Genomic DNA, 13408 nt, shown 5'->3' with positions numbered 1-13408 from the left:
ATTAACTTCGGTATCCTTTCATTACACCACGACTGGAATTTCTGACAAACTCAAGAATAGTATCCTTCTCTGGCGAATCCGGCAATTCAACTTCAATAGCCTTGGTGGCTTTGCCGATATTCTTGAATTTTACAAACATGTAGCGGTATATCTCATGAATCCGATTTACTTGATCTACTGTAAAACCTCTCCTTTTAAGACCTATAGAATTAATACCTTCATAAGATAGCGGGTCTCTGGCTGCTTTCGTAAATGGAGGTACATCTTTCATGACGAGTGACCCTCCGCCGATCATTGCATGTGCGCCAATTTTAACAAATTGATGAATTGCGGACATCCCACCTATAATAGCATAATCCTCTATTTCAATATGTCCTGCAAGATTGACGCTATTGGCTAAAATCACATTGTTTCCTACAACACAATCGTGAGCAACATGCACATAAGCCATCAAAAGACATCTGCTCCCAACTTTGGTGGTCATTGCTGCTTTTGTGCCTCTGTTAAGTGTACAACATTCGCGAATGACGGTATAATCACCTACTTCAAGCAAACTGTTTTCGCCGGCATATTTAAGATCCTGAGGGATTGCGCCTACAACAGCCCCCGGAAATACTTTACAATGGTTACCTATTCGACTTCCATCCATGATAGTGACGTAAGGACCGACCCAGCAATTGTCGCCGATGACAACATCTCCTTGAATCGTAGCAAACGGTTCAATGACTGTACCGTTACCAATTTTGGCATTAGGATGGATATTGCTTTGAATCGAACTCATGATCCTCTTTTCACTATTTGCGCTGTTAAGTCTGCTTCGCAAACCACTTTAGTACCTACATAAGCCGTGCCAAGCATTTGAACTATTCCTCTTCGAATGGGGGCGGCTAATTCCATCTTTAATATTAAGGTGTCGCCCGGAACTACTTTTTGCTTAAATCTGGCAGTATCAATTTTAAGAAAATAAGTATCCCATTGCCCTTTGTCTTCCACAGTTGATAGTGCCAAAATTCCACCAGTCTGGGCCAGGGCTTCAATTTGCAAGACCCCTGGAAATACATTATTGCCCGGAAAATGTCCTTGAAAAAAGGCTTCATTTCCGGTAACATTTTTTACACCAACAACCATTTTATCGGTGAGCTCGATAACTTTATCCAATAACAGGAATGGGTATCGGTGCGGTAACAAATTTTTGATCTGTTCTATATCGTAAATGACAGGTTTATCCGGATCATAAATCGGCATTCCAGACATTCTACGCTGTTCGATCATTTTCCTCTTTAGAATTTTCGCAAATTCAATATTGAGTTTATGGCCAGGTTTTTTAGTCAAAATATTTCCAATAATAGGCCTTCCTACCAATGCCAAATCGCCCATGACATCTAATAATTTATGTCTGGCCGGTTCATTGTCGAAATACAATTTGATGGTATTCAAAACACCTTCTTTTTCAACTTTAACACTGGGTTTATTCAGTTTACGAGCCAGAACATCCAATTCTTCCTGGTTCATCATTCTGTCAACAATGACTATAGCATTATTTAAATCACCACCTTTAATCAGGTTTTGATCAATCAATTTTTCCAATTCGTGCAAAAACACAAAAGTTCTACAAGGAGCTATTTCGGTTTTATAGTCTTCAATTTTGCCCAGGGTAGCATATTGTGGGGCAATAATCTTTGAATTAAAATCAATCATCGTTGTGATCTCTAATTTTTCGGATGGCATAGCCAGAAATTCAGCTCCCGTTTCAGGATCTTCAAAAGAAATGGGTTCTGTAATTTTAAAAAATTCACGGTTCGCAGTTTGGAATACTTTTCCGGCTGATTCCAGTGCATCCACAAAATCAATAGCACTTCCGTCTTTGATAGGAATTTCTGGTCCATTTATTAAAATGAGAACATTATCTATTCCCAGTCCGACGAGTGCCGACAAAACATGTTCTACCGTCCAAACCTGAGCAGCACCTTCCTGTAAAGTCGTTCCCCGATTAGTGGATGCTACTTTGCTGACATCTGCTAAAATGATGGGTTGGCCTTCCAGGTCTGTTCTTTGAAAACGAATTCCATGATTCTCTGGTGCTGGCTGAAATGTCATCCGCACAAATGAGCCTGTATGGAGTCCAATTCCTTCTATTTGGACTTCTTTTTGAATAGTAGATTGTTTGCAAACTTGTTCCATGAATTAAGATTTAAGGCGATCTTCTAGTACTTTAATGCGCTTTGCTAAAGTAGGCAAAGCTTTGAATTCTGCGAAAGAACGCAGATAGGCCAAATATTCAATGGCAGGAGATCCGTACCATTTGCCATTAGCGCTTTCCAGTGAACTGGCGATACCTGATTGAGCTTGGATTAGCGTCCCATCGGCAATGGTCAAATGCCCGGCGATGCCAACCTGGCCGCCAATTTGGCAAAAGGAACCTATGCGCGTACTTCCGGCTATCCCTGTTTGAGCAGCTATAACCGTGTGTTCACCAATCTGAACGTTATGGGCTATTTGTATGAGGTTATCCAACTTACAGCCGTTTCCAACTCGCGTGTCGCCCATGGTTCCTCTATCGATCGTGGTATTTGCTCCTATTTCAACATTATTTCCAATTTCAACATTGCCTAATTGAGCTATTTTCTGATAACTGCCTTTCTCGTCAGGAGAAAAGCCAAAACCGTCGGATCCGATGACCACATTTGAGTGAATGATACAATCATTCCCTATAACACACGCTTTATAAATTTTAACACCGGGATAAATGATCACCCTTTGTCCGATACTCACATTTTTATCCAAAAACACATGGCCATAGATCTTTGATTGATCACCTATCCGGCAAGCATCAGATATAACGGTATAGGGACCAACACTTACATGATTACCTAGTTGGGTTGTTGGCTCAATAATGGCGGTAGGATGTACACCTGTATAGGCAATTTTGGATTCTTCGAATTGGCTAAGGAGCTTGCCCACAGTCAGATAGACATTGTCTACCCGAATGAGTGCAGCACCAATCTTTTCCTTTGGTTGAAAGCCCTTTTCGACGATGACAGCTGAGGCCCGGGTTTGATAAATATAGGACTCATATTTTGGGTTAGCAAGAAAACTAATGCTCCCTTCTTCCCCCTCTTCTATCTTGCAGGGATGGGTGATCCAAATATCCGGATCCCCCTCCAATAAACCATCGACCATTCTGGCTAATTCACCTGTTGTTATTTTCACGGCCCAAAATTAGCAAATAGCCATCAAAGCATATACTATTATGGAATTCCTGTATTCAGCAACTTCCTTTTACCTTTGTAACTTAGGATCTGCCATATGGGTCAAAAAGCAAAAAAAAACAAACCAAACCAAGCTGAGCCTGTCAAAATACAGACCCAGAATGAAAGCATCCCGGGGTTGCGATACCTTTATATTTTACTTGCGTTTACCTTTCTGATATTTAGTCCGTCACTCAAGTGTGATTTCGTAAATTGGGATGATGACCGCAATGTCTATGAAAATATACTGGTCAAGGAATTTGATGTCGTAGGCATTTTTACTCAAAATGTAATAGGTAACTATAATCCCCTCAGTATTTTGAGCTTTGCGTTGGAGCACAAATTTTTTGGAATGGATCCCAAAGTGATGCATTTCAATAATGTTTTATTACATCTGCTTTGTGTATTTTTTTCATTTTTAATATTTAGTAAATTAGGTTTGCAAATGAGGTTTGCTCTTTTGGCAACTGCCTTTTTCGCGCTACATCCGCTTCGCGTCGAATCGGTCACCTGGCTTACGGAACGAAAGGATGTTTTATATGGCTTATTCTTCAGCTCAGCTATTTGGCTATACTTAAAAAATCTCGAAGAATATAAATCCACCAGAGCTATTTTGATATTTATTTTATTTGTATTGGGCCTGTTTGCAAAAATCCAAATGGTGAGTTTACCTCTGACAATGCTGGCTATTGATTATTGGAAAAACAGACCGATTCAAATGAAGCTGGTTTTTGAAAAATGGCATTTCTTTTTGGGAGCATTGGCATTTGGAATACTAGGCATCATCTTTTTGAAGGATCAGGGCTCATTGGAAACGAATGAAGCAGTGCATACGGGATTCTCAAGGCTGTTTATTGGTAGTTTTAGTTTGTTGATCTATCTCATAAAGTGTTTGATTCCGTTCAGGATGTCGCCCCTTTATCCTTATCCTGAATCATTGAGTCTATGGCATTATATTTCGATGCCAATAGTTTTATCATTGCTGGCATACATTTGGTATGCATTCAAAAAAGAAAAGAAAGCAGTTGTTTTCGGATTTAGTTTCTTTTTTGTAAACATCGTTTTTCTGTTGCAGATCCTGGGCGCCGGACAAGGATATCTTGCAGACAGATTTACTTACATTGCCTACATGGGATTGTTTTTTCTATTCGCCTATTTAGCACAAACTTGGTCCGAAAAAAAACCAGAATATATCACAGCCATTTTATCAGCCTGCATAACCTATTTAATGGTATTTTCATTTTTAGCCTATAAGCAAACTAAAATCTGGAAAGACTCAGGCACACTTTGGACTCACGTACTTCAATACTATAAAAACACACCCCTTCCTTATAATAACAGGGCTAATTTTTACAGAGACCAGAAAAAATTTGATTTAGCACTTCAAGATTATAGTAATGCAATTAAATACAAAGCCGGACACGCTACCTATAATAGCAGGGCAAAATTATTCTTTCAGCGCAATGAAGATGAAAAAGCATTACTGGATTATGATAAAGCCATAAGTTTGAATCCTATCGCAGAATATTATGTAAACAGAGGCGCAGCTAAAGCCAAACTTGGAAGAACGGAAGAAGCTTTTGCAGACATCAATAAAGGATTAAGTGTCGATCCCAATTGGAAAACAGGATATTTAAATCGCTCCATCCTCTATAACCAAAGAGGGCAATACGATTTGGCAGCAGCGGATATTGATCGCTATTTAAAATATGATGCCAGCAATGCCGATTTATGGTATGAAGGAGCAAGATGTTACCGGGCTATCAATCAATTTGAGAAAGCGCTTGAATATTATTCCAAAGCCATTCGCTTAAAACCTAATGTTGGTCTGTTTTATCTCGAAAGAGGAAGAACATATCAGATACTCGGCAAAACACAACTTGCTGATCAGGATTTGAACAAAGCACAGCAAATGGGCGAATCTATACGTTAACCAAAGAAGATGCTGAAAACACTATTTATTAAAAATTATGCACTCATCGATGAGTTGACAATTTCGTGGAATAAAGGCCTTACAACTATTACAGGAGAAACGGGAGCAGGAAAATCAATTATCATAGGTGCTTTACAATTGGCTACCGGCGAAAGGTCAGATTCAAAAGTTATCAGAGTTCCTGAAATAAAATGTATTGTAGAAGCCAGTTTCAGCTGTCCTGATGCTTTGCGCAATAAACTGATTCAGGAATTTGATCTCGACGAGTCTGAAGAAATTATATTGCGCCGCGAAATTTATCCTACCGGAAAATCAAGATGCTTTGTAAATGACAGTCCCAAATTATTGTCTGAACTCGAACAAATCGGAAATTACTTACTGGTCATACACCAGCAATTTGATCACCTTGATTTTTACGACCGCAAATTTCAATTGGAAGTTATCGATACATATGCCGGTAATACGCAATTGCTTGCAGACTACCAAATACAATACAAACAACTTATTGAAAAATTAAGAGAACAAAAAGAATTAGAGCGGCAAATACAAGAAACTATCCGTGAAAAAGAATTTTTATCCTTCCAATTAAACGAATTGGAACAGGCGCAATTAAAGGAAGGAGAAATTACACAACTCGAGCAGGAATTAAATTTAGCGACTAAGGCAGAAGATTTAAACGCCTTTAGTATTCAGATCAGTGAAGCCATCAACACAGACAATGGAATAGTTGACAAATTGCAAACTTGTTTAGGTTTGATCCGGCAGATTTTATTAAACGACCAGCTTAAAAATTTGTTCCAGCGTCTGGAAAATGTTAAACTAGATCTTGAAGATATTGCACGTGAATTGGAACAAATTGCAGATCACTCGGAAGCAAATCCGGAACGCATTGTTCAATTAAATCAAAGATTGGATTTGCTCAATAGTTTACTCAAAAAGCATCGTTTGAATACAGACCATGAATTAATCGCGTTGCTGGATCAAATAAATTCCAAACTGGATCTTATGGAACATTCTGATGAAAAACTCCAAGATATCAATAAAGAAATTTCAATACTTCAAAAATCTCTGCAAGTTATATCATCGCAACTAAGTGTTAGTCGCAAAAAAATCATCAAAGAATTGCAATCAAAAACCATTGCCTTGTTGCAAAAACTAGGAATGGAGTTCGCGCGTTTTGAAATTCAAATGATACAGGACCAGCCATTAACTGAATCAGGTTCTGATCTTGTTGAATTCTTATTTTCTGCAAATAAAGGCAATGTACTAAAGTCATTAAAAGATCAGAGTTCCGGAGGTGAATTGGCAAGATTTAACCTCGCTATCAAAGCACTTATGGCCAGCAAAAACGATACAAGTTGTTTGGTATTTGATGAAATTGATACCGGGGTGTCTGGACAAATTGCATTGCAAATGGGTACAATTTTAAAAAGTATTGCGATGCAACAACAAGTCATATGTATAACACATTCACCACAAGTCGCATCGAGAGCAGCATCGCATTATTATGTATACAAACAACATCAAGATCAGTCAAGTGAAACAAAAATAAGACCCCTTGATGAAAAGGAAAGGATCGTTGAACTTGCAAAAATGCTAAGTGGTGAACCCCCAACTAAAGCAGCCATTAACAACGCATCCGAATTGCTGCATTTAAAGGATCAATGAAACCTCTTGAAAATAACCAAAAAGGAATGAGTTTGCTTTCTATTTTTGCACTGAAAACATTTACATTATGTCAAATAATCTTTTAGCCGGAAAACGCGGCATCATCTTTGGCGCATTAGACGAACAGTCGATCGCATGGCATGTAGCCGAAAAATGCGTTGAACAGGGCGCGCGAATCACACTGACCAATGCTCCGGTTGCACTACGTATGGGAAAAATTCAGGAGCTCTCAAACAAATTAAATGCAGAACTCATTGGCGCAGATGCGACTTCTGTTGAAGATCTCGAAAAACTACTGACGCAGAGTATGGAGGTCCTGGGAGGTAAAATAGATTTCATATTACATTCTATAGGCATGTCATTAAACGTTAGAAAAGGAAAACCTTACACGGACTCTAACTATGATTTTATGCAAAAGACCTTCGACATTTCATCCATTTCATTTCATAAACTCATGCAATCAGCTTTAAAACTGGATGCAGTAGCAGATTGGGGGTCAATACTCGCGTTGACCTATATTGCAGCACAAAGAGTGTTTCCTGATTATGGAGAAATGGCAGAATCAAAAGCTTTACTTGAATCATTTGCCCGAAGTTTTGGTTATCATTTCGGCACTTTGAAAAAAGTCAGAGTGAATACGATTTCGCAATCACCGACCTGGACAACTGCCGGTTCGGGTGTCAAAGGATTTAAAGAATTTTTGAATATGCAGATAAAATGAGTCCATTGGGAAATGCATCCGCTGATGCTTGTGGCGATTATTGCGTTGTCATGTTTTCAGACCTGACCAAAATGGTCACCATGCAAAATTTATATCACGATGGTGGGTTTTCTCATATGGGAATGAATCCAGCCGTATTAAACTTATGAAAATGCCGGGATTATTTACAAGAGTCAATTGTCAAGAGTTAGGAGTTAAAAGGTCAAAATCAACGAACTTGAGTTATTTAAAATTTATAATCCAGAAATGTCTAATTTTTCTCTTTATACTTTTTATTGCTTTAGTTGCCAATATCCACGCACAGGCTCAAAAAATGAAACTGCTTGGGCATTGGAGGGATAGCAGCATTGTAGGCTCAGCGGCTTATGACAATGCCTTCAATGAAGCATGGGGCCTTGCAGTCAATGGCCATGAATATGCTATCATTGGATCGACTGCTGGTACTCATTTTATTGATATCACAGACCCAACAAAGCCATTTGAACGATATAGATTTCCGGGTGCTTTTAATGGAGATGGGGTTATTCATCGAGACTATGACGATTACAATTGCATGTTGTACGCGGTATGCGATGAAGGTAATAGTTCGCTTCAGATCATCGACTTCTCGAATTTGCCAGATACCGCTTTTGTCGTATATGATTCAAGAGAGTTTATGACAAGAGTCCACAATATTTATTTAGATGTTCCAAAAGCAAGATTGTATACTTGTGCAGAATCAGGTGTAGCAGGATTCAAAGCGCTGGGTCTTTACGATCTTTCGGATCCGGCGAAACCAAAGTTTGTAGGACATTACAACAGATTCGGAGATATTACGGCTTCTCATATTCACGATGCATTTGCAAGAAATGATACGGTTTACCTGAACTGCGGGAATGACGGTTTCGCCATCATGGATTTTAGCGATGCCACCGATCCGAAAGCCATTTTTACGGCCAAACCCAATGAATACCCCCATTCAGGATACAACCATTCCGGTTGGCTAACACCAGATGGAAAAACTTATGTAATGGCGGATGAAAATCACGGGCTCCCTTTGAAAATATATGACCTCAACGACATTAGCAATGCACAAGTAGTCTCCTTGCTATATGCCAACAAAGATACTTCGGTCGCCATTCCACATAACCCATTGGTTAGTTGTGATTACGCTTATGTGTCTTACTATTATGATGGACTGCAAGTTTATAACATCATTGATCCACAAGAACCGAAACTCGAATATTACTACCCCACTTCAGTGTTGCCAAATAATAGAAATTACAAGGGTTCTTGGGGTAATTACCCATATCTTCCTTCTGGGAATATTGTCATTGCAGATATGCAGAATGGATTATTTGTGGTAGAAGGAATTGAAAAGCTTTGCAATTCAGTTTACAATTGCCTTAAGGTATCAACCCACGATAATTTAGAAAATAAAGGATTGCAAGTTTATCCAATTCCGGCAGATGAGAATTTGAAGATTTCACTGCCTGAAAGCATGGTTGCAGAAACGTATGCTATTTTATCATTGACCGGACTACCCATCCAAACTGGAACCTTCACTACAACAAAAATGGAAGTAGCTATAGATCGGATAATGCCAGGAATGTATGTATTCGTTATTTATACTAAACAACAGGTATTGTTCAGACAAACCTTTATCAAAGAATAAATCAATCGCTCGTTTATCTGTTGCATATCTTAGCAAAATGAATTGCAGCAAGCAAATCATATTCATATGCTTATTTCAGCTTATTTTATGCAATGCATACGGTCAGCAAATTATCGACAGCTTGAAAGTTTCTGCTGTTGATAGTATCAAAACTGTAAAATTGAGTTTGTTTTCTTTTAGTGCGCAGGATCCTGAACATTTGATGGAGATCGATACGCAAATTTCATTATTACCAAGATTAAATAATTGGGGGCTTGCATTATCCAACGCTTATACCATTCGACTTGAAAATTTTGATCAATCTGCGAACAGCAGGTTTTATCAACATGGACAAAACAGCATGTCCAATTTGAAAGCTTTTCCGGAAAATTATGTTTTTACATTACCCAATCAAGCTTATTCCGAAGTTCAAACGAACAGATGGCGGGCATTAAGTAATTCGCAAGCAGGATTTCAGGACAATTTTGACATCAGCCTTATTTTTGCATCTGCCTTCAGAAATAACATTACCTGGAATTTTTCCTATGACCGACAGATTTACAAAGGTATTTATACTCATGAAAAACAACGCAATACCTTATTTACAACAGGTTTAAATTTTGCATCCAAATCAAAATCCTATCAAACAAATTTAGTCTTTACAACTGAAGGTCATTACCTGGAACATCATTGGGGAATTAGTTCTGATACATTTTTACAAATTTCTCAATTTTCGGTAAGGGAATCTGTACCGGTAAATAATCTTTTAGCATTTACAGAGTCATCCAATCGAAATCTTCAAAGCCATCATTTGATTCGGCTTAGAAAAGACACAACACTTCCTTTTTCCAGACTACAAATCAGGAGTTCACTTGGTCGTTTTGAATCAGACTACACAGATACTGATAACAGACCTAGTGATTCACTTTATTTTGCATACAATATTGATAGCAGCATTAGGCTCAATATTGAAGAAGATTATTGGACCAACCAGCTGGTTTTAAATTTGTATTCGACATCAAAGCAACAGATTTATGGAAATTTTCAATACGAATGGCAAAACTTTAAAACTGGATCATCAGATCGTTCAAGAACCGTCTTTAAATTGGGCGCTAAACATCATTATTTAATAGATTCAAAATCCGAAGTAAAAAGCGAGCTCAATTATTGGCTGGCAAGTAATAAATCTTACCCCGATTTAAACATTACCGGAATATTTAAAAACTATAAAGGACTTAGCGGAAATTTGAGTTTATACCATTTGCAAAAACCCATACCCAACGTATACGAAACTATTTATTTAAATGACAGCATTGCCATTACATCCGGTATATCACATTCAGATTTTTCCACAAGTGGATTCAGACTAAATGTAAAAATGGAATCACCCTTAAAGCCATTTCTTAGACTGGAATTCAAACGCTACGACCAATATTTTTATTTAGGCAGGAATGCCATGATTTCAGAACTAAACGACGCCAAATTATTTGAAATACAGGCTGGCATCGAATCGAATCCCGGGATCTGGCAACTCAAATTAGAAGGCCAGTATCAAAAAATGACACCAGATTCATTGGGCATTACCGGTTGGTTGCTAGAAAGTCAATTTGGACTGGCTACAACAGTATTTAAAAACAAAGTCTTTGCAAAATTGGGACTCCGCTGCAATTTGGCAGGATATGCAAATAAGCCAGCTTATTTCCCTCTGCTCCAGTTGTTTCAAACCTCGGGTGAATCAAATCAAACAATCTATTCAGTAGGTGCTTATGCACATTTTACCGTACAAGATTTTCAATTCAAACTGGATTTGGATCAAATTGATTCATTTTGGGAAAAACAACGCAAAGAATTTATTCACCGCTACCCTATTTACGACTTTATGCTGAGAATGGCTATTTCGTGGAGATTTTTGAATTGATAACAATGAATTCATTTGATAAAAATAAATCTGCTGACGTTACCAGGCAATGAACGAAGAACGCAAAGTTACCTGCGTATTTCAGGGCTATAACTCAAAAGTAGGACGTAATGAAGTACCAGCACCTTCCTCATAAAATCTCAAGACTTCTTTTACTACCTCTTCAGGAGTATCCACAACCGGCATCAATGTCAAATCATCCTCGCTGACATAATTGTAATTTTCAAGCATGGTCGTCCGAATCCAATCTTTAAGCGGAGCCCAAAAAGATTTACCGACCAAAATGATCGGTACTTTGTGAATTCTTCCGGTTTGTGTTAGCGTTAAAACTTCAAATAATTCATCGAGTGTACCAAATCCACCGGGCATGGCAATAAATGCCTGCGAATATTTCACAAACATCACTTTTCTAACAAAAAAATATCTGTGTTGTAAATTTTTATCACGATCAATGTAATCGTTTTCAGACTGTTCAAAGGGCAAGTGAATATTCAAGCCAACCGAAACCCCTTTATTGATAAAAGCACCCTTATTGACAGCTTCCATAATTCCGGGCCCCCCTCCAGTGATGACTCCAAATCCTTCATCGACAAGGGCCTGAGCGATTCGCATGGCTAATTGGTAGTGCGGATGATCCTCTTTTACCCGGGCAGAGCCAAAAATCGAAATACATGGTCCGATATTATTCATCGTTTCAAATCCATTGACAAATTCAGCTAGGACTTTAAACATCGTCCAGCTGTTTTCACCTTTGAGTTGAGACCATTGTTTCTGTGTTTTCATTTAGGCGTTCATTTAATGAGTATAAATATATGCATTCTAAGGACTAGAGAATACATTCCTATAACATTAAAAAAGCAATATTAAGGGCGGGAGAAATTAGCTTCCGTTTACAACTTGGAATCAAGCCGGCGTTTTAAACGCATTAAACTCCTTTTTGATAAAATCGTTGAGCTCTTGTAAGTTATCAAATTGCTCAAACAATTCTCTGAAGCGGAAACTTCGCTGACTGGCCGGAATGACATAATCCAACACTTCTTTTCTGCCTATTTTATTTTTAGAGAGAATGATCAATCTTTCGACTACGTTTCTTAGTTCTCGAATATTACCTGTCCAATTGTATTTCTCTAGTTCTTCAATGGCGGCATCGTCAATTTTTTTAACAGGCATTCCGTATTCGTAACAGATCAGATCTACAAAATAATCGACCAGCAATGGAATATCATCTTTGCGGTCGTTGAGTGATGGTACTTCCACGATGATAACTGCCAGACGATGGTAAAGGTCTTCGCGGAAACGGCCTCTGGCAATCTCCTCACGCAAATCCTTGTTGGTAGCTGCAATGACTCTAACATCTACGGGTATTTCTTTGTCACCGCCAACGCGGGTGATCCTGTTTTCCTGCAATGCACGGAGTACTTTGGCTTGTGCCGACAAACTCATATCTCCTACTTCATCTAAAAACAAAGTACCTCCATTCGCCAATTCGAATTTGCCGATGCGTTGTTTGATGGCTGAAGTAAATGAACCTTTCTCATGTCCAAATAATTCGCTCTCTATTAACTCTGAAGGAATAGCAGCACAATTCACCTCTACTATACTTCCTCCTGAGCGATTGCTTTTTTCATGGATCCAACGGGCAACCAATTCTTTTCCGGTACCATTGGGTCCGGTTACTAACACCCGTGCGTCTGTTGGTGCCACGAGATCAATGGTCTCACGCACTTTCAGAATTTGTTTAGACTCACCTACAATTTCCTGAACTTTTATTTTAGAAACTTTCTTTTGAAGGACTTTCTTTTCAGAGATCAGGGAAGATTTATCGATCGCATTTCGGATCGTAATCAACAAACGGTTGAGATCCGGTGGTTTGGATATAAAATCAAATGCTCCTTTTTTGACTGCTTCAACTGCTGTATCAATAGTTGCATGCCCACTAATCATGACTACCGGAGTATCCGGCGCCAACTGCTCAATTTTATCGAGAGCTTCCATCCCGTCCATCTTCGGCATTTTGATGTCGAGGATAATGACATCAAATTCTTTTTGCTTCAGCTTTACCAGGCAATCAAGGCCATCCACGGCCTCTTCTACTTCATACTTCTCGAGCAAAAGGATATCCTTTAGTGCTCTTCGTATGGCTTGTTCATCATCGACAATTAAAATTCTAGCCATGCATTAAGTCATCTACTATTTGAACCTTGTAGTTTAAAAGACAAAAATAATACTCTGGTTGATATCTAGTTACAAATTAGTAATTTATTTTATATGTATTTGCAAATTGACT

General features: G+C 38.5%; 9 protein-coding genes and 1 pseudogene. 5 read left to right on the top strand and 5 right to left on the bottom strand.

The features are described from left to right. Position 1: 1 nt before the first annotated feature. Genes lpxA through lpxD form a run of 3 tightly spaced genes read right to left on the bottom strand, consistent with a single transcriptional unit; the run spans position 2 to position 3210 of the window. A complete protein-coding gene (lpxA, locus tag IPM92_04920) occupies positions 2-781 on the bottom strand; it encodes an acyl-ACP--UDP-N-acetylglucosamine O-acyltransferase (protein MBK9107725.1) in 780 nt (259 codons plus the stop codon). Then, complete coding sequence (locus IPM92_04915; GenBank protein ID MBK9107724.1) at positions 778-2181, bottom strand: bifunctional UDP-3-O-[3-hydroxymyristoyl] N-acetylglucosamine deacetylase/3-hydroxyacyl-ACP dehydratase; 1404 nt, start codon at positions 2179-2181, stop codon at positions 778-780. Before IPM92_04915 ends, lpxA begins: the two co-directional genes overlap by 4 nt. A 3-nt stretch (positions 2182-2184) precedes the next feature. Continuing rightward, positions 2185-3210, bottom strand: coding sequence for a UDP-3-O-(3-hydroxymyristoyl)glucosamine N-acyltransferase (lpxD, locus tag IPM92_04910; protein MBK9107723.1), 1026 nt, complete (start codon positions 3208-3210; stop codon positions 2185-2187). 96 nt (positions 3211-3306) lie between these two features. Here lpxD and IPM92_04905 point away from each other — a divergent pair, with 96 nt between their 5' ends. The 5 genes and pseudogenes from IPM92_04905 (at position 3307) to IPM92_04885 (ending at position 11121) form a co-directional block, all read left to right on the top strand. Next, on the top strand, positions 3307-5181 hold the full coding sequence (locus IPM92_04905; protein MBK9107722.1) for a tetratricopeptide repeat protein: 1875 nt from the start codon (positions 3307-3309) through the stop codon (positions 5179-5181). A 9-nt stretch (positions 5182-5190) separates the two neighbouring features. Then, positions 5191-6849, top strand: coding sequence for a DNA repair protein RecN (recN, locus tag IPM92_04900; GenBank protein ID MBK9107721.1), 1659 nt, complete (start codon positions 5191-5193; stop codon positions 6847-6849). Positions 6850-6916: 67 nt separating this feature from the next. Then, positions 6917-7719: pseudogene (locus IPM92_04895) on the top strand (SDR family oxidoreductase). A 2-nt stretch (positions 7720-7721) separates the two neighbouring features. Then, positions 7722-9224 carry a choice-of-anchor B family protein gene (locus IPM92_04890; protein MBK9107720.1) on the top strand — a complete coding sequence of 501 codons (1503 nt, stop codon included), beginning with the start codon at positions 7722-7724 and terminating at the stop codon, positions 9222-9224. Between the two features lie 37 nt (positions 9225-9261). After that, positions 9262-11121, top strand: a complete 1860-nt coding sequence (locus tag IPM92_04885) for a hypothetical protein (protein MBK9107719.1) — start codon at positions 9262-9264, stop codon at positions 11119-11121. 87 nt (positions 11122-11208) lie between these two features. On the opposite strand, the gene IPM92_04880 is transcribed toward IPM92_04885, so the two are convergent. Then, positions 11209-11904 carry a TIGR00730 family Rossman fold protein gene (locus IPM92_04880; protein MBK9107718.1) on the bottom strand — a complete coding sequence of 232 codons (696 nt, stop codon included), beginning with the start codon at positions 11902-11904 and terminating at the stop codon, positions 11209-11211. Between the two features lie 120 nt (positions 11905-12024). Beyond that, positions 12025-13296, bottom strand: a complete 1272-nt coding sequence (locus tag IPM92_04875; GenBank protein ID MBK9107717.1) for a sigma-54-dependent Fis family transcriptional regulator — start codon at positions 13294-13296, stop codon at positions 12025-12027. Positions 13297-13408: the final 112 nt, after the last annotated feature.

The organism is Saprospiraceae bacterium (genome assembly GCA_016719615.1).
Taxonomy (GTDB): domain Bacteria; phylum Bacteroidota; class Bacteroidia; order Chitinophagales; family Saprospiraceae; genus Vicinibacter.
Note: the sequence above shows the minus strand (reverse complement) of the source record. Positions and strands in the feature narration are given on the sequence as shown.

Coding starts and splice junctions, on each gene's coding strand:
- lpxA (MBK9107725.1), bottom strand. CDS start 781: ATGAGTTCGATTCAAAGCAATATCCATCCTAATGCCAAAATTGGTAAC.
- IPM92_04915 (MBK9107724.1), bottom strand. CDS start 2,181: ATGGAACAAGTTTGCAAACAATCTACTATTCAAAAAGAAGTCCAAATA.
- IPM92_04905 (MBK9107722.1), top strand. CDS start 3,307: ATGGGTCAAAAAGCAAAAAAAAACAAACCAAACCAAGCTGAGCCTGTC.
- recN (MBK9107721.1), top strand. CDS start 5,191: ATGCTGAAAACACTATTTATTAAAAATTATGCACTCATCGATGAGTTG.
- IPM92_04890 (MBK9107720.1), top strand. CDS start 7,722: ATGCCGGGATTATTTACAAGAGTCAATTGTCAAGAGTTAGGAGTTAAA.
- IPM92_04885 (MBK9107719.1), top strand. CDS start 9,262: ATGAATTGCAGCAAGCAAATCATATTCATATGCTTATTTCAGCTTATT.
- IPM92_04880 (MBK9107718.1), bottom strand. CDS start 11,904: ATGAAAACACAGAAACAATGGTCTCAACTCAAAGGTGAAAACAGCTGG.
- IPM92_04875 (MBK9107717.1), bottom strand. CDS start 13,296: ATGGCTAGAATTTTAATTGTCGATGATGAACAAGCCATACGAAGAGCA.